Raw genomic sequence first — 16,876 nt, 5'->3', positions numbered from 1 at the left:
TTTTTTACATGAGTCCCTACCACTACATCATTGTCAATCATTACCGTGAGGTGCTACAATGAAGAGTACTGCGGGGGAGGTATGCCCAAGAAAGAGAAAAAACGACTTCAGGTGGTCATCAGCGAGGACCAGGACGCGCTACTCACCAAAGCCGCCTACGAGCTCTCCAGCCCCGAGCGCCTGGTTTCGAAGTCCGAAGTCGTGCGCCTCGCCATCCAGAAGATCGCCCGGGAGATCGAGGAAGGCAAAGCGGACCTCGCCGAGCTCCTCAAGACCCTCGCGGAAGAAGAGCACGAGGAGCAAGAGGCCTAATCCCCGCCGAACGGCCCAAGCTGCATCCGGTACAATTGGGCCGTGAAGCGGCTTGCCGGTCGGTACCGTCTCCTCGAGCCCCTCGGTGAAGGGGGAATGGCCGAGGTCTGGAAGGCCCACGACGACCGCGTAGACCGCGACGTCGCCGTCAAGCTTCTCTACCCCCACGTACACCCCGCCGAACGCCAGCGCTTCGCCCGCGAAATCCAAGCCCTCTCCCGCCTCAACCATCCCGGCGTCGTCCACATCTACGACCTCGGCGAAGAGGAAGGCCGCACCTTCTTCGTGATGGAGCTCGTCGAAGGCGGCAGCTTCGACCGACTCGGCCCCTACGAGCACGGCCCCGAAGGCCTCCGCCTCCTCGAGGCCGCCCTCCGCGTCCTCGAGGCCCTCGAGTACCTGCACGGCCAGGGGGTCATCCACCGCGACCTCACCCCCCGCAACATCCTCACCACCCGGGAAGGCCACCCCAAAGTCATGGACTTCGGCCTCGCCTACCTGACCGACGCCACGCGGCACTTCACCCGCACCGGCTACACCCTCGGCACCCCCCAGTACATGGCCCCGGAGCAAGCCAAAGGCGCACCCCTCACCCCCCAGGCCGACCTGTACAGCTTCGGCGCGGTCCTCTACCGCACCCTCACCGGACGCCCTCCCTTCGAGGGCGAAAACGACCAAGCGATCCTTTACCAGCACGTCTACGAACCCCCCCCTCCCCCACAAGCCCAGAACCCCGCGATTCCCGACGCCCTCGCGCGCTTCGTGACCCGGCTGCTCGCCAAAACCCCCACGGAACGCCCCGCCAACGCCGCCCTCGCGCACGCTCAGCTCGCCCGGATCATCCAAACCCTCAAGGAAGAACTCTACGGAACGGCCCGCGCCGGCGCGAACCGCAGCGGGCACTACCCCGACGGCCCCCCGGACCCCGAGCGGCTCCAACTCGCGGGCAGCCTCAAGCTTGGCGGTGAGGTCGCCTGGCCTGCCGAACCCGTCGCGCACGAAGGCATCCTAGCCCTCGGCACCAGCGCCCACGAACTCCTCCTGATCCGCACCCATCCCCTGCGCCTCGAGGCCCGCCTGCCCGCCAAGGACGAGGTCACCGCCCCTGCCCTGCTCGCCCCGGATCGCGTAGCGTACGCTTCTTGGGACGGCGCTTTCCGCGTGTGGGACCCCGAGCGCCGCGCGGAACACCACGCTTACGAGACCCGCGCCGAGATCACCGCCAGCCCCCTTTCGGCTGCGGGCCTCACCTACGTGCCCAGCCGCGACGGCCACCTGTACGCCCTGGACCTCCAGGGTGCGGTGCGCTGGGCCTTTGAGGCCGGCGGGCACCTTACCGCCGGCCCCACCCTGTACCGCGGCTTGCTCTTCATAGCGAGCGAGAACGGCTGGATGTACGCCCTGGACCCCCCCACGGGCCAGTTGCGCTACAAGGTCGAAACCGGCCCCATTCACGCGCACCTGCCCGCCGCGGACGGGGTGCTCATCCTCCCCACCTGGGCCGGTGAGGTGCACGGGTTCGATCCCCTCCGGCGCGAGGTGCTCTGGACGTACGACGTGGAGGGCGAGCTCTGGGGCAGCCCCGCCGTCGGGCACGGCCGGGTCTACGTCGGCGGGTGGAGCGGCGTCCTGTACGCCCTGGACCTCCGCACCGGGGACGAGGTGTGGCGCGCGGAGCTCGGCCGCCTGACCGCGAGCCTCTCCCTCGCGCAGAATCACCTGTACGCCGCCACGGAGGACGGCCGCCTCATCGCCTTTCGCGCCGCTACCGGCGAGGTGGTTTGGCAGGCCGAGGGGATGGGCCCCATCCAGGCCGCGCCCTTCCCCTACCGGGACGCCCTTTACGTGGCGGACCTGTCGGGGACGCTCTACGTGTTCCGCGAGGGGTAACGCTCCCCGTCCCCAGCGCGTGCACAGCAACAGGAGCGCCAAGGCCACTCTCCACGCCGCCCCTCTCTGAGAGCGAAGAAGCGGTTGGTTGCAGGGGAAAACCCAAAGCAAGCGGCCGCCTCATCCTGCCCTCTTCTTCGCGGGGACGCAATCATTTTATCGATTTGATTCTAGAGCACTTCCATTTAATATCAATGCTCCGAACGAGGCAACCACACCTCGAATGATCCGCGGTTCCCCCCTCGATTAACTCCGCGTTTACCTCGAGGTCCTACCCTCGAAGCTGGAGGTGAGCGCAATGCCGAAACCCAAGTGGCTCGCAGCTACCCTAGCCGTACTGGCCGTTTCGTTCGGCCTGGCCGCGCACGACCCGCTCGCCGAGGTGCGCGCGGCCCTCGCCCAGTACCTGCCGGCCGCGTACCTCGAAGCCCCCACCCCCGAACGTATCGAGCACGTCCAGGACCCCCTCCAGCGGGGGCTGCTCTGGCTGTACTACGCGAGCGAGGTCCTGGCCGAGCTGGAGGCGGCACACCCCGACCTGGAGACCTACCAGGCGGCCCTCGCGCGGGCGGCCGAGGCCCTGGAGGCCGCCGGTTCCCGTAGCGAGGAGGTGGTCGCGATCGTGGACGAGGCCACACGCCGCCACCTGGAGGTCCTCGAGGCCCTCCTGAACCGGGTGCCTCCCGAAGCCCAGGAGGCCCTCGCGCGGGCGGTCGAGGCCTCGAGCCGGGGGAACGCTGAGGCGACCGAAGCGGTCGCCAGGCGCGGCCACCCCGAACCGGAGGAGGAGGACACCCCGGGCTCGGAGGAGGACCACCCTACGCGCCCCGAGCCCCCGGAACCGCCAGCCCCGCACCGCCCGTAGGCGCTTCCTAGGAGGCCCGGCGGTTCTCGCCGGGCCTCGGCTCTCTCACACGCGAGTTTTAGAAAACCCCTTTTACGGGGCCTCATTCTTAGCCAAACGCAGGGCTTCCCTGCCCTGTTCTGAGATCTCCCAGATCCCGTAGGGAGAATCGGACTTCATCAGGCCTTCCCGGACCAAGGCATTCCGGCACCACTGGGCCGTATTGCGCCAACGCGCCGACCGCGGATCCGAGGGCAGCGGCTGGTAGTCATACTCATTGAGGACATGCGCCATCTTTTGCTGCACGCGCTCCAGCACATCGTTGACAGGTGCGCTCCCCCCCAATTCCACGAGGGCCTCGAGGATCGGTTGGCGGAAGGCGTTCTCTGGCGTACGCAACCCACGAGAAAGCCGGTCACGCGTCTTGCGCTTGGAGGGCTTCTTCCCCACCCCAACCTGACGTGAGAATAGGGCTTGCCACTCCTGGTCAAGCGGAGCGCACATTAGCGCACTCCGGCCCTCCACCAGGATGAGGACCTAGGCCGATCTTCCCCCTCTCCCACGGTCCTTGGGCAAGGACGGGCTTGAGAGGCGAGAGATCTCCCGGCACCTCTCGCCCAAGGAGGGGAAGAAAGAGGCCTACCCGCAAGACTCGCCAGGGATTAACGCCGTAGAAGTTCCTTCCCTCGGTTGACTTCTTGCGGCTCCCCGGCTCGCCTCGCGGGCTTGACAGAAGCTCCAAAGCTCGCTTTGCCTTTCCGATCTCCCTCGTGAGGCGATTTCTCAGGTAAGGATTCTTCTCATGCTTCCTCCGCGCTTGAAGGTCTCGGCGTAGCTTTTCGTAAAAGGCCTTGGCCTGCTCTTGGAAAACCTCGTCCTGAAGAAGCTTCTCGTAGGCCTTAGGGAGTTCTTCCTTAAAACCGAGAGCCCTCCGCCCGATCACGTAGGCGGCCGCCGCGTCCTTGGAGAGGGAAAGCAAAGGGGCGTACTTCAGCATCCCGATGATGGAGGTGTCGGCGGGGTTCACCTGGATGGCCTCCACGCCTTTTTTCTTCGCCAAAGCGTGGATCTTCCGCAGGAGGGAAGCGTACGCGAAGCGGTGCTGCTTCCCGCGGAAGAAACGCCCAGAACCGTCGCCCCTCCGGGACTTGCGCAGGTACTTGAGGCGTTCCGTGGCGATGGCGACACCGTTAGCTAAGGCGAAATCCGCTACCTCGTGGGCCACCCTCCAGAGGAGGATCTCCTTGGCCCCACGGTTGGGAGCCCGGTCCACCCCTTCCAGGGAGATCGTAAAGCGGTGCCTCAGGTTTCCGTCGGGACGCACCAGGGCCAGGGCGAGGTGGTAGGGATCGGCGTTCACGTCCAGGGCGAGTACGCCCTTCTCCTTGGTGGCCGCCAAAGGTGGCAAGGCTTCTTCCCAGGTGATGTGAGCGTAGACTCCCCCGTCCCTAAGCCTCAGCTCCACGTTGTAGGCCTCGGAAGCATAGATCCTCTCAAGGAGCTTCCCCAGGTCGGGGTGGGAGGTCTTCACCAGGGCCTTGACGTGGGGGCCGTTCCCGAGGTTGATCCAGAGCCACAGGGCCCCGTCCCTGACCACGAGCCGCAGGTTGAGGTTTCCGCCCTTTGTCTTGTCCCCCGGGAGTACAGAAGCCCTTGCCGCTTCTCCCTCCACTTCCGTTTCCTCTGCCCGAGGAGCTTGAGGCTGTGCCTGTTGGAGAGGGAGAGAAAAAGCCGCCTCCCGCCGAAGACCACCTTCTTGGGGTTCACCCCAAGCTCCCGGGCGGAGTCCAGGACGCCTTGCGCCTTCAGGACGGCGTCGTCAGCGTAGCGGGTGTTGAGGCCGAAGAGGGTGCAGAGGGGCCCATCCCGCCGCTTGAGTTCCTCGCGGGGCTTCCCCTCCAGAAGCCGGTTGTAGGCGAAGCGCACGGCGGAAGAAAACCTACGCATGAGGTCCAGGACCGCCCGCTTGTCCTCTTGGGAAAGGAAGACGAGCTTGGCCTGGACGCCCACGTAGAACGCCTCTTTATTGGAGGGCTTCCTTTTCCCCCGCATGAAACCTCCTGAGAAGAGGCTTCACTTGAGCGTTAGTGTAGCCTGTTAGCGGCTATTTTCCAACTGTTTGAACCTCCTGAAGACGACGGACTTTTTCCCGAAACTCCTCCAGCTGAGTTGCTTCCTCGAGGATTTTACTCGCCTTTTCATCGTCTTTCTGGCGAAACGCTTCGGCACCCGACTCATTTAACTCAAAACTTGCACCTCCCGCATATCCCGCATAAACCTTCACCCCCTCCCCCCGGCGGCCAGAGACCCAGGGCATAGAGCTCCCGCAGGGCGACCTGCACCACGAGCTCAGGCAAGAGAACCCGCGCCGCCCGCTCCCTGGCCTCCCGCCAGCTTCCTTCCCCCTCCATGCCCACCCAGTGGGCCAACAGGTAGGCCAGAAGGGAAAGCACCAGAAAACGGTGCACCCCCAAAGCCGTCCGCTGCCCAAACTGCCCCAGGGAGAACTCGCTTTTCGCGGCGCGGAAGAAGTGCTCTATGGCAAACCGCCTCTTTCCCCAAGTGAGCGCCGTCCGGGGCGTGGCGGGAAAGGTGGCCACCACGTACCGCCACTCCCAGCCCCCTTGGGGCAGGGGGTAGCGGTACCAGGCCACCCAGACCGGGAAGGAAAGCCCCCAAAGGTAGACCCGGCTCCCCTGCCGCCTGAGGTCCCCAAGCCTCCCCCCTTCCCGCAGCCTCCGGTCCCGCCGCATCCCCACCACCGCTTCAAAACCCAACCGCTTCACCCCGAAAAGGAACCAGGTGGTGCCAAAGGCCGCATCCGCGGCCACCCGTATCCGGAAGGCCCGGCGCATCCAGGGGGGCAGAGAGGCCAGGAGGCTTAGGGCCAGGCGGGAGAGGGCCTTCTCCCCCTTGCCCCGCCAGAGGCGGTAGGCCCAAGGGATGCGGAGGTCTCCGTAGACGAGGTAGAGGACCACCAGATGGAGTCCCCACTTGCCGTGAAAAAAGGAGAGGGGCAGGGCCTGGAAACGGCCCCGCTTCTCCAGAGTGACTAGGTCCAGGACCACCAGGAGACGGGGCTTGGGGCCTTTTTTCTTTCTGGCCCGGTCCAGGGCTTTCTCGGCCTCTTTTCTTGCCAGGCGGATGAGAGCGCGGGTGGGCCAGGGGTAGCGGTTGAGGAAGCGAGAGAGGGCGGAGGGGGACTTGACCTGGCTGTGCTGGGGTCTGGCCTTGCCGTGGCCGTGGAGGAGGAGCAAGAGCAGGGCCTTGAGGGATTCCTGGAGGTGGGGGCTTGGCAAAAGGGCCAGGAGGGTCCAAAGTAGGGACAGGGCCGCTTGGGTCATGGCACCCGTCATCAGACGGGAAACCAGCGGCCCCTTTCAAGTGGTCCTGGCGCATAGGTATCCCCAGGGTGCATAAGTGCAAGTTTTGAGTTAAACTATTCGTCACCATTTCGATCTCCTCTAGAAGGATTTCAAAGGCTTCGTTAACCTCATTTTTGTCCATGCACCCCTCCTGACAATCGGTGCCCTGTTTGTGCATTCCGTACACCACTTTATATTCCATTTCGCGATACTTTCGCAATCAATGCTTGTTAGTCCGGGTGGATGTCCTCAGATCCCCATTAGGGGCTTGCTTTCTTTAAGTGCCGGCCCTACCCCCATGCAATTAAAACGCCCCAGGTCGATCGACCTGGGGTGCTTCCCAACGTGGTGGGCGGTGACGGACTCGAACCGCCGACCCCCTGCTTGTAAGGCAGGTGCTCTAGCCAGCTGAGCTAACCGCCCCTTCAGCGGAGTTTTTGCGTCCCTGACGGCACAGACCGCCTCGAGACTCCCGCTTATCCAGGATACGATACGCCCCCGGGCTTTGCAATAGAACACCCCCGCCCTGGGCGGGGGGCTCCGCACCATTAGGTTTACGCGCGCGTCTGAGCGGTTTCTTCTTGCTCGGCGATGTAGCGCTCCGCGACCATCGCTGCGCGGGTTCCCGCGCCGACGCTCGTGGTGAGCTGGCGGTAGATGGGGTCCGCCACGTCCCCCGCGGCGAAGACGCCCGGCACGGAGGTGTAGACCTCGTCCGTGACCTTGATGTACCCGTCGGGGCGAAGCTCGAGCACCCCCTTGAGGTAAGCGGTGTTGGGCTCGTGCCCGATGAAGATGAAGACCCCGTCCGTCTCGTAGACGTACTCTTCCCCGGTCTTGAGGTTCTTGACCTTGACGCCGGTTACCTGGTCCTCGCCGAGGATCTCGGTGACGACGTGGCTCCAGAGGAAGTCGATCTTGGGGTTGTTGAAGGCGCGGGCCTGAGCGACCTTGTTGGCGCGGAGCTCGTCGCGCCGGTGGATGATCGTGACCTTCTCGGCGAACTTGGTGAGGAAGAGGCCCTCCTCAACCGCCGCGTCCCCGCCGCCCACGACGACGACGCGCTTGCCTTTGTAGAAGAAACCATCGCAGGTAGCGCAGGTGGAGACGCCGCGCCCGTAGAACTTGTCCTCGCCGGGCACACCCAGCCTCCGGGGGTTCGCGCCACTCGCTACGATGACGGCCTTCGCGCGGTAGGTGCGCTCAAACCCCCGCACGAGGAAGCCGTCCTCCGTGCGCTCGAGGCCCTGGACCTCGTCCATGACGATCTCCGCCCCGAACTTTTGGGCTTGCTCGGCCATGCGCTGGGCGAGCTCGGGGCCGGAGATACCTTCGGGGAAGCCGGGGTAGTTCTCGACCTCCTCGGTCTGGGCGATCTGCCCGCCGGGAAGGCCTTTTTCGATGATGACGGTCTTGAGTTCCGCACGGCCCGTGTAGATGCCGGCCGTGAGGCCCGCCGGCCCCCCGCCGATGATGACCACGTCGTAAGCGTCGTCCTGGGGTTTGGTTCCGCCGTGTTCGCCGATCTTGAACTCCATATGCGCCTCCCGTGCCTTCCGGCACAACCGCCCACAGTATATACCCCCCGTGGGGTATTGACGTATGGCTCATTACATTGGAAGGGGGTGGGGATCAAAGAAAAGGAATGGCCCGAGCCGCTCTGGTGACCCCAGGGGGATTCGAACCCCCGTTACCGCCGTGAGAGGGCGGCGTCCTAGGCCACTAGACGATGGGGCCGTGATGCGGCTCGGGCCTTTGGTGGTGACCCCTACGGGACTCGAACCCGTGCCGCCGCCTTGAAAGGGCGGTGACCTAACCGCTAGTCGAAGGGGCCACTTGGCTGGGGCGCGTGGACTCGAACCACGACCGGCGGATCCAGAGTCCGCTGTCCTGCCATTAGACGACGCCCCACCAGGGGTCCTGGCTCCCGCCAGGCAGGCATTATGGTACAACGAGTGCCCCGCTTTGGCAAGCCCTTATCGGCCACCCCCCCAAGATGCCTGGGGACCACTGCCCCCACGGCCCTTACCCGGGGCCGGCGGGCCCCACAAAAGCCTCCCGCCCAACGCCGCGCCCAGGGTGTTTCACGTGAGGCACGCACCCGGCCCTCACCAGGGCCGGATCCCCCCAGGAACTCCGCCCGTCCGCACCGCGCGGAGGGGCAGCGCGTGCCTTTGGGCCCACACCTCCCACGCCTCGGCCGGGCGCTCCCGGAACCAGGCTATGACCTCGAGCCACACCGGGTTCTCCGGCCGCGCGGGGGTGAAGGCCGCGTCCCGCCACGCCGCCTTCCCGGCCGCTTGGCAGAACCGCGCCCACAGGTGCGGCTCGAGCGCGGCGAGGGCCACCCGCCCTTGGGCGGCGGGGTACACTCCGTAGCACACCACGCTCCCGTCCAGGTACGGGATCGGGGGGTAGGCGAACACCCGGGGGGCGATCTCGAGGTGCACCGGGTAGAACCCGCCCCCGCGGCGTACGCCCTCGAGGACGGCGAGGGCCGCCCAGAGGGCGCCGGTCACGTCCGCGAGCTGGGCGTGGGGCCAGGCCGCCTCGAGGCGCTCGAGGAGGCCGGCGGCCGCGAGGTAGGTGAGGTCGTGGCCGGGCGCGTCTCGAAGGGCGGGGTCGGGATGGCCGGCGAGGCGCACGTACACGAGGCGGGGGTTTATGGACAACAGCGCGTCCGGTCCGACGCCGAGGCGTTCCATCACGCCGGGGCGGTTGTTCTCGATGAGGGCGGTAGCTTCGCGCACGAGCTCGGCGAGGCGCGCGCGGCCCGCGGGGTGCTTGAGGTCGCAGATCTCCTCGGTCTTTTCGGCGTTCAGCCAGGCGTGGGTCTTGGGCGCGAGGCGCGCTAGGGGGTCCCCCTGGGGGGGGAGGAGGCGGTGGACACGCCACCCCATCGCGCCGAGGATCTTGGCCGCGAGGGGGCCGGGCAGGAGCCGGGTGAGGTCCAGGAGGAGGGGGGCGGTCATGCTCACCTCGGGGGCAGGCGGAGCGCACCGTCCAGTCGGATCACCGCGCCGTTGAGCATGGGGTTCTCCACGATGTGCGCCACAAGCGCCGCGTACTCCTCCGGCCGACCGAGCCGCGCGGGGAAGGGCACCTGCTGAGCGAGGGCGGCCCGGGCGGGCTCGGGAAGACCGTGGAGCATGGGGGTGTCGAAGATGCCGGGCGCGATCGTCACGACGCGGATCCCGTGCCGCGCGAGCTCGCGGGCCGCGGGGAGGGTCAAGGCGGCCACGCCGCCCTTAGCGGCGCTGTAGGCGGCCTGGCCGACCTGGCCTTCGAAGGCCGCGACGGACGCGGTATTTATGATGACGCCGCGCTCCCCGTCCGCGTTCGGAGGGTTGTCCTTCATGGCCCAGGCCGCGAGGCGCAGCGCGTTAAAGGTCCCGACGAGGTTGACCTGCACCACGCGGGCGAAGGCCTCGAGGTCGTGGGGCCCCTCCCGGCCCAGGATCTTCTCGGCGAGGGCGATGCCGGCGCAGTTCACGAGCACGGCGAGGGGGGCGCGCGCTTGGGCTTGGTGCAGCGCGGCCGCGACCGCCTCGGGGTCGGTCACGTCGGTTGGCACGAAGGCCGCGTTCCCTCCAAGCGCCGCGGCCAGGGCCTCGCCCTCGAGGTCCAGGTCCGCGATCACCACAAACGCTCCCAACGCCGCCATCCGCCGGGCGGTGGCCGCCCCGAGCCCGGAGGCCCCGCCGGTCACGAGTACGCTCCTCCCTTGCAGCTCCATCCCGTCCTCCCTAAAGGCGTTCGATCACGGTGGCCGTGGCCATCCCGTGCCCGATGCACATCACCTGAAGCCCGAACCGCCCATCCCGTTGCTCGAGGGCGTGCACGAGCTTGGTCATAAGGACCGCGCCCGTGGCGCCCAGGGGGTGCCCGTGCGCGATCGCGCCGCCGGCGGGGTTGACGCGCTCCAGGTCCGCCCCCACCGCTTCCGCCCAGGCCAGCACTACGCTGGCGAAGGCCTCGTTGATCTCGATCACGTCGATGTCCGCAAGGGTCAACCCCGCGCGCTCGAGGGCCCGGCGCGTGGCGGGGATCACCTCGAGGAGCTGCAGGGTGGGGTCCCCCGCCACGACCACCCGGCTCCGAAACCGCGCGCGGGGCCGGAACCCGTCGGCCTCGGCGACCGCGCGGTCCCCGATGAGGACGGCCGCCGCGCCGTCCGAGATCTGGCTCGAGTTCCCCGCGGTCACCCTCCCGTCCGGACGGAAGGCCGGGGGGAGGGCGCGCATCTTCTCGAGGTCCGGCGCGAAGCGGATGCCTTCGTCGTGCTCGAGGAGAAAGGGCCGCCCCTCGGCGTCCAGTCCCTCCACGGGAACGAGCTGGGGGGCGTAGTGGCCGGCCCGGGTGGCCGCCGCGGCGCGCCGGTGGCTTTCGTACCCGTAGGCGTCGAGCGCTTCGCGCGTGAGGCCGTAGCGCAGGGCGATGCGTTCGGCGGACTCGCCCTGGTGCACGAGCTCGTACCGGGCGAACAGGTCCGGGTTCAACCGCTCGAACCCCCCGCCGATGTCGCTGAACATGGGGGCACGCGTCATGCTCTCCACCCCGCCCGCGATCACGTAGCGGGCGTCCCCCGCCGCGACGGCCTGCGCGGCGAAGTGGATGGCCTGCTGGCTCGAGCCGCACATGCGGTTGAGGGTGACGGCGGGAACGGTCTCGGGCAGGTCGGACAGCAGGACCGCAAGCCGCCCCACGTTCGCGCCTTGCTCGCCGGCTTGGGTCACGCACCCGGTGATCACGTCCTCCACCCGGTGCGGCTCGAGGCCCGCGCGGCGCACGAGGGCGTTCAGGGCGTGGGCATAAAGCGCGTCCGGCCGCACCTCGCGCAGGGCGCCGTTCCGCTTGCCGATCGGGGTGCGTACCGCCTCCAGGATCACGGGTTCGCCCATCACAACCTCCCCACGAGTTCGCGCGTCATGATGACGCGCTGGATCTCCGAGGTGCCCTCGTAGATCTGCAGGAGTTTCGCGTCGCGCATGAGTTTCTCGACGGGGTACTCGGGGCTGTACCCGTACCCGCCGTGGATCTGGACCGCTTCGAGGGCGGCTTGCATCGCGTGGTCCGCGGCGAAGGCCTTGGCGTACGCGGCCTCGAGGGTGTTGGGCTGGCCTTGGTCGGCCTTCCAGGCGGCGTGGTAGGTGAGGAGCCGCGCGGCCTGGGTGTGCATCCCCATCTCCGCGAGCTTGAACCCCACCCCCTGGAAGCGCGCGATGGGCTGGCCGAACGCGGTGCGCTGCGTAGCGTAGCGCAGGGCTTCGTCCAGGGCGCGCTGGGCGAGGCCGACCGCGAAGGCCGCGACCATGGGGCGGCTATGGTCGAAGACGCGCATCGCGAGCTTGAACCCCTCGCCCTCCCGGCCCAAGAGGGCCTCCCGGGAGAGGGAGACCTCGTCGAAGACGACCTCCGCGGCCGGGGCGGCCCGCTGCCCTAGCTTCGCGAGGGGAGGGCCGACCCGCACGCCGGGTTGCTCGCGGTCCACGAGGAAGGCGCTGATCCCGGCGTGGCCGGCCTCGGGGTCGGTCTTGGCGAAGACCACGAAGAAGTCCGCGACCGGGGCGTTGGAGATCCAGGTTTTGCGGCCGGTGAGGACGTACCCGTCCGGGGTGGGGCGGGCCCGTGTGCGGATCGCGGCGGCGTCGGAGCCCGCATGGGGCTCGGTCAGGGCGTAGGCCGCGAACCCCTCGGCGAGCCGGGCGTAGTAGCGGCGCTGCTGGGCCGGGGTGCCCGCGAGGCGCAGGGCGTCCGCCGCGAGGTTGTTGAGGAGCATCGCGGCGGCAATCCCCACGCACCCCCACGCGAGCGCTTCCGCCACCAGGACGACCTCGAGGACACCGAGGCCGCCGCCGCCGTGGGCCTCGGGCACGCGGAGGTTCACGAGCCCAAGCCGCCGCCCTTCCTCCACGATGGCCGCGGGAAACCGGCCGTTTTGGTCGTGGGCCGCCGCCTGGGGGGCGATCACCTCGCGGGCGAAGCGCTGGGCGAGGGTCTGGATCGCGCGTTGTTCGGGGGTGAGGCTAAACTCCATCACGGCCTCCTTTCGGCGCCTCGCCCAAGGCGAAGGCCGCAAAGCGCTCGGCGAGCACGGCCACGCTGAGCTCGCCCTTGGGGCGGTACCACTCGTGCGCCCAGTTCAGCGCCCCCAGGAGGTAGCGGCGGTACAACCGGGTGTCCTGAGGGGCGCGGCCTTCGCGCGCGAGTTCGTCCAGAACCTGTTGCCAGCGGGCCTCGTACGCGTCGCGCAGCGCGATCAGGCGCTCCCGGGCCTCGGGGCTCAAGGCGCGCCACTCGTAGAGGAGGACCGCGAGCGCGTCCTTCGCCGGGCCGAGGAGGGTCTCGAGGTGCGCCCGCACCAGGGCCCGGAGGCGTTCCGGGGGCGTGTCGGCGGCCGCGAGGGCCCGGTCGGCGGCCGCGATGGCCTGGCGCACCCCGTCCTCCATGACCGCGAGGAGGATCGCTTCCTTGCTTTTGAAGTGGTGGAAGAGGCTGCCGGACTGGAGACCAACCGCGTCGGCGATCTGGCGCACCGTGGTGCGCTCGAACCCCTGCGTGCGAAACAACCGAGCGGCGGCGGCCAGGATCCCGGCCCGGCGCCCCCTTGGTGTGGGGTGCATGCTCCCAGTATCAACCAAGCGCTCGCTCAAGGTCAAGGCTTGACCGAGCGTTCGCTCCACCCGGTAAGATGGGACCAACCCAAGCTCGGGAGGTACGCCATGAACGGGAACATGATGCGGTTTCCCCTTACCCTGACGCACATTCTGGAGCGGGCGGGGCAGCTTTTCGGCAAGGTCGAGATCGTCTCGCGCCTACCGGACAAGTCCCTCCACCGCTACACCTACCAGGACTTCTACCGCCGCGCCCGGGCCCTTGCGAAGGCCCTGCAACAGGCTGGCCTCCAAAAAGGCGACCGCGTGGGCACCCTGATGTGGAACCACTACGCCCACCTCGAGGCCTACTTCGGCGTCCCCGTGGCCGGGGGCGTGCTGCACACGCTGAACCTGCGGCTCCACCCCAAGGACCTGGCCTACATCATCAACCACGCCGAGGACCGGTTCCTCATCGTGGACGACATCCTCCTCCCCCTTTTGAACGCGGTGAAGGACCAGATCCGCGTGGAGCGCGTCATCGTGGTGCCCCTCACGGGCCAACCCGTCCCCGAGGGCACCCTGGACTACGAGGCCTTCCTCGAGAGCGGGCAGGGGCCGTTCACCTACCCCGAGCTCGACGAGGAGGAAGCCCTCGGCCTCTGCTACACCTCCGGCACCACCGGCCGGCCCAAGGGCGTGCTGTACTCGCACCGCGCGATCGTGCTGCACTCCCTGGCCTCCGCCTTGCCTGACGCGCTCGGCCTGAGCCAGCAGGACACCCTGCTCCCCGTGGTGCCGATGTTTCACGTGAACGCCTGGGGGCTGCCCTTCACCGCGACCCTGGTCGGCGCGAAGCAGGTCTTTCCCGGACCGCACCTGGACCCGGAGAGCCTGCTCGAGCTGTACGAGAAGGAGCAGGTCACGGTCACCGCGGGCGTGCCCACGATCTGGCTGGGCATCCTCCAAGCCCTCGAGAAACACCCCGGCCGCTGGAACCTCACCCCGGGGATGCGCATGATCGTGGGGGGGTCGGCCGCGCCGGAGGGCATGATCCGGACGTTCGACCGGTTCAACCTCCGGGTCATCCACGCCTGGGGCATGACCGAGCTGAGCCCCTTGGGCACCGTCAGCCAACTGAAGTCCTACCTCAAAGACCTCCCGGAGGACGCGCAGTACGCCTACCGGGCCAAGCAGGGCCTGCCCGCGCCGCTCGTCGAGGTGCGCGTGGTGAACGACGCGGGCGAGGCCCCCTGGGACGGCCGCACCATGGGGGAGCTGCAGGTGCGCGGGCCGTGGGTCGCGGCGGGCTACTACAACCGCCCCGACGCCGCCGACAGCTGGAGCGAGGACGGCTGGTTCCGCACCGGGGACGTGGCCACGATCGACCCCGAAGGGTACGTGAAGATCACGGACCGCACCAAGGACCTGGTCAAGTCGGGCGGGGAGTGGATCAGCTCGGTGGACCTCGAGAACGCCCTCATGGCCCACTCCGCCGTGGCGGAAGCCGCGGTGATCGCGGTGCCGCACCCCAAGTGGGGCGAGCGCCCCCTGGCGGTGGTGGTCCTCAAGGAAGGCCAGCACGCCACCCCCGAGGCCCTCAGGGAGTTCCTCGCCCCCCAGTTCGCCAAGTGGTGGCTGCCGGACGCCTTCGTCTTCGTGGACGAGATCCCGCGCACCTCGACCGGAAAATTCCTGAAAGCCGCGCTGCGCGAGCGGTTCAAGGACTGGCGGTGGGAGGAAGCCGAGGCCTAACCCCCGCATAATGAAGGCATGACGCCCGCCGCCCTCGCCCTGCTCCGCCTCGTCCTCTGGCTCCTCCCCTTCCTCCTCGGCTACCTCGCCGCGCGGAGCGGGCGGGGGCGGGTGTTTTGGGGGCTGGTCCTGGCCGGGGCCCTACTGGGCCTCGCGGTGCGCCCCTTCCCCCTAGGGATCGCGCTCCTCGCGCTGGGCCTGTTGGCCGGCTACCCCCTGGGCCGCAAGGCGCGGGGCTGACCCGGCCGCGGCCTGATGGTAGAATCGGGAACGTTATGGACGTGAAGGCGCTCGAAGCGCGACTCGACGCCCTAAGGGGGTATCTTTGACATCCCCGCCAAGGAACGCCGCCTGGCCGAGCTCGAGGCCGAACTGAACGACCCGAACCTCTGGAACGACGCCGAGCGCGCCCGACGCATCAGCCAGGAGGCCGCCCGGATCCGCCGCACGGTCGAGACCTACCGCACCCTCGAGGCCGACCTCGAGGGCCTCGTGGAGCTGTGGAACGAGCTCGATCCGGAGGAGCGCGAGGCGCTCGCGGGGGAGGCCGAGGAGGCCCAGAAGAAGCTCGAGGCGCTCTACCACGAGACGCTCCTGACCTTCCCCCACGCGGAGAAGAACGCGATCCTCACGATCCAGCCGGGTGCGGGAGGGACGGAGGCCTGCGACTGGGCGGAGATGCTCTTGCGTATGTACCGGCGGCTCGCGGACCGGCTGGGCTTTAGCGTGGAGGTGGTGGATGTCACGCCCGGCGCGGAGGCCGGGATCGATTACGCGCAGATCATCGTGCGCGGGGAGAACGCGTACGGCCTCCTCTCGGTGGAGAACGGCGTGCACCGCCTGGTCCGCCCCTCGCCCTTTGACGCTTCGGGCCGGCGGCACACCTCGTTCGCCGGGGTGGAGGTCATGCCCGAGGTGGACGACACCGTGGAGGTCGAGATCAAGCCCGAGGACCTGCGCATCGACGTGTTCCGCAGCCAAGGGCACGGCGGCCAGGGCGTGAACACCACGGACAGCGCGGTGCGGATCGTGCACCTGCCCACCGGGATCATCGTGACCTGCCAGAACACGCGCAGCCAGCACAAGAACAAGGAGATCGCCCTAAAGGTCCTCAAGTCCCGGTTGTTCCAGCTCGAGTGGAAGAAGAAGCAGGAGGAGCTCGCGAAGCTGCGCGGCGAGGTGAAGCCGATCGAGTGGGGCAGCCAGATCCGCAGTTACGTCCTGGACAAGCAGTACGTCAAGGACCACCGCACCGGCCTGATGCGGCACGACCCGCAGAACGTCCTGGACGGGGACATCGAGGATTTCATCTGGGCGGGGCTCGAGTGGAAGGCCGGCCGGCGCGAGGCGGTCGCGGCGGATACGGACGAGGAAGAATAGCCCCAAGCGCCCCCGCACCGTTCGGGCCGCGGCCCGGACGGTGCGCGTTTGGAGCGACCGGGCATATACTTGTATGAGGGTAAGGAGGAAGCATGCGCAGATCCAGCACGTACGGGTGGGGTTGGGCGTTGATCATCCTCGGCGCGGCGCTGTTGCTGGATAATCTGGGGTGGCTCGACTTCAGCTTCTTCTTCCCCATCGCCCTGATCCTCCTCGGGATCTACCTCCTCCAACGCCGCGAGCCGGTCCCACTCTCCCCCGAGCCCCCCGCGCAAGGCGTCGGCCAAGGCAACACCGCAGCCCAGCCGGTGGCGGTCGAGTCCAGCGCCGAGCCCTACCTCTACCACGCGGCGACCTTCGCCAAGACCGCGCTGAAAAGCCATGCCTCGGCCTTCAAAGGGGGAAACGTACAGGCGGTGTGTGGCAAGGCGGTGCTCGATCTGCGCGAGGCGCGGCTCGCCGAGCAGCGAGCGGTGCTGAACGTGTCGGTGGTGTGCGGCTCCGTGCGCCTCATGATCCCGGCAGGCTGGCGCGTGGAGGTGACGGCTCCAGTCATACTGGGGCAGGTGCAGCCAGTGGGCGCCCCGCCCCCGACCGACCCCGACGCGCCCGTGCTGCGCCTTCCAGGGTTCGTTCTTCTTGGCACGATCGAGGTGGCGCGCACCTCGCGCGAGGCGCGCACGGAGGAGGACCTGGACGCCACCCCATAGCCCCCCCCACCCACCCTCCGAAGGCTG

General features: G+C 68.1%; 15 protein-coding genes, 4 tRNA genes and 1 pseudogene. 7 read left to right on the top strand and 13 right to left on the bottom strand.

The window, feature by feature from the left end; genetic code table 11:
* Positions 1-81: 81 nt before the first annotated feature.
* The 3 genes from MARKY_RS00275 (at position 82) to MARKY_RS00265 (ending at position 3,067) form a co-directional block, all read left to right on the top strand.
* Positions 82-312 (top strand): hypothetical protein, encoded by a 231-nt coding sequence (locus MARKY_RS00275; protein ID WP_013702869.1) that lies wholly within the window; start codon positions 82-84, stop codon positions 310-312.
* A gap of 42 nt (positions 313-354) precedes the next feature.
* Positions 355-2,202 carry a serine/threonine-protein kinase gene (locus MARKY_RS00270; protein WP_013702868.1) on the top strand — a complete coding sequence of 616 codons (1,848 nt, stop codon included), beginning with the start codon at positions 355-357 and terminating at the stop codon, positions 2,200-2,202.
* 298 nt (positions 2,203-2,500) lie between these two features.
* Complete coding sequence (locus MARKY_RS00265) at positions 2,501-3,067, top strand: hypothetical protein (protein WP_013702867.1); 567 nt, start codon at positions 2,501-2,503, stop codon at positions 3,065-3,067.
* 72 nt (positions 3,068-3,139) lie between these two features.
* Here the strand turns inward: MARKY_RS00265 and MARKY_RS00260 are convergent, their stop codons facing one another.
* From MARKY_RS00260 to MARKY_RS12160, 13 genes and pseudogenes are all read right to left on the bottom strand, one after another.
* Positions 3,140-3,496: a winged helix-turn-helix domain-containing protein gene (locus MARKY_RS00260; protein ID WP_052297133.1), complete on the bottom strand. Its 357-nt coding sequence runs from the start codon at positions 3,494-3,496 to the stop codon at positions 3,140-3,142.
* 37 nt (positions 3,497-3,533) lie between these two features.
* Positions 3,534-5,098: pseudogene (locus MARKY_RS00255) on the bottom strand (IS200/IS605 family accessory protein TnpB-related protein).
* A gap of 191 nt (positions 5,099-5,289) precedes the next feature.
* The gene (locus tag MARKY_RS00250; RefSeq protein WP_013702865.1) at positions 5,290-6,390 is read right to left on the bottom strand and encodes a transposase; all 1,101 of its coding nucleotides are present in this window, start codon (positions 6,388-6,390) and stop codon (positions 5,290-5,292) included.
* A gap of 367 nt (positions 6,391-6,757) precedes the next feature.
* Positions 6,758-6,834: transfer RNA gene (locus MARKY_RS00245), tRNA-Val, on the bottom strand.
* Between the two features lie 131 nt (positions 6,835-6,965).
* The gene (trxB, locus tag MARKY_RS00240; RefSeq protein ID WP_013702864.1) at positions 6,966-7,949 is read right to left on the bottom strand and encodes a thioredoxin-disulfide reductase; all 984 of its coding nucleotides are present in this window, start codon (positions 7,947-7,949) and stop codon (positions 6,966-6,968) included.
* A gap of 123 nt (positions 7,950-8,072) precedes the next feature.
* Positions 8,073-8,148: transfer RNA gene (locus MARKY_RS00235), tRNA-Glu, on the bottom strand.
* A gap of 22 nt (positions 8,149-8,170) precedes the next feature.
* A tRNA-Glu gene (locus MARKY_RS00230) sits at positions 8,171-8,245 on the bottom strand.
* A gap of 3 nt (positions 8,246-8,248) precedes the next feature.
* Positions 8,249-8,322: transfer RNA gene (locus MARKY_RS00225), tRNA-Gln, on the bottom strand.
* A gap of 197 nt (positions 8,323-8,519) precedes the next feature.
* Positions 8,520-9,383, bottom strand: a complete 864-nt coding sequence (locus MARKY_RS00220) for a CoA transferase (RefSeq protein WP_013702863.1) — start codon at positions 9,381-9,383, stop codon at positions 8,520-8,522.
* A 2-nt stretch (positions 9,384-9,385) separates the two neighbouring features.
* A complete protein-coding gene (locus MARKY_RS00215; RefSeq protein WP_013702862.1) occupies positions 9,386-10,147 on the bottom strand; it encodes a 3-hydroxyacyl-CoA dehydrogenase in 762 nt (253 codons plus the stop codon).
* A 10-nt stretch (positions 10,148-10,157) separates the two neighbouring features.
* Entirely contained in the window at positions 10,158-11,312 is a 1,155-nt protein-coding gene (locus MARKY_RS00210; RefSeq protein ID WP_013702861.1) for a thiolase family protein, read from the bottom strand.
* Positions 11,312-12,448: an acyl-CoA dehydrogenase family protein gene (locus MARKY_RS00205; protein ID WP_013702860.1), complete on the bottom strand. Its 1,137-nt coding sequence runs from the start codon at positions 12,446-12,448 to the stop codon at positions 11,312-11,314. The genes MARKY_RS00210 and MARKY_RS00205 overlap by 1 nt, the downstream gene beginning before the upstream one ends.
* A complete protein-coding gene (locus MARKY_RS12160) occupies positions 12,438-13,034 on the bottom strand; it encodes a TetR/AcrR family transcriptional regulator (protein WP_013702859.1) in 597 nt (198 codons plus the stop codon). Before MARKY_RS12160 ends, MARKY_RS00205 begins: the two co-directional genes overlap by 11 nt.
* Before the next feature lie 99 nt (positions 13,035-13,133).
* Between MARKY_RS12160 and MARKY_RS00195 the strand changes: the two genes are divergently transcribed.
* The 4 genes from MARKY_RS00195 to MARKY_RS11340 all read left to right on the top strand — a co-directional run bounded on the left by MARKY_RS00195 (position 13,134) and on the right by MARKY_RS11340 (position 16,849).
* Positions 13,134-14,759, top strand: coding sequence for a long-chain fatty acid--CoA ligase (locus MARKY_RS00195; protein ID WP_013702858.1), 1,626 nt, complete (start codon positions 13,134-13,136; stop codon positions 14,757-14,759).
* 18 nt (positions 14,760-14,777) lie between these two features.
* On the top strand, positions 14,778-14,999 hold the full coding sequence (locus MARKY_RS00190) for a hypothetical protein (protein ID WP_013702857.1): 222 nt from the start codon (positions 14,778-14,780) through the stop codon (positions 14,997-14,999).
* Positions 15,000-15,034: 35 nt separating this feature from the next.
* Positions 15,035-16,139 (top strand): peptide chain release factor 2 gene (prfB, locus tag MARKY_RS00185; RefSeq protein ID WP_013702856.1). Its coding sequence is split into 2 segments (ribosomal slippage): positions 15,035-15,085 and positions 15,087-16,139, totalling 1,104 coding nucleotides; the frame shifts between segments, so codons are not numbered across the junction.
* A 92-nt stretch (positions 16,140-16,231) separates the two neighbouring features.
* On the top strand, positions 16,232-16,849 hold the full coding sequence (locus MARKY_RS11340) for a LiaF domain-containing protein (RefSeq protein ID WP_013702855.1): 618 nt from the start codon (positions 16,232-16,234) through the stop codon (positions 16,847-16,849).
* The last annotated feature ends 27 nt before the right edge of the window (positions 16,850-16,876 follow it).

Origin of the sequence: Marinithermus hydrothermalis DSM 14884, assembly GCF_000195335.1 — a bacterium.
In the GTDB taxonomy this organism is placed as follows: domain Bacteria; phylum Deinococcota; class Deinococci; order Deinococcales; family Marinithermaceae; genus Marinithermus; species Marinithermus hydrothermalis.
This window is presented reverse-complemented; position numbering and strand designations above follow the sequence as displayed.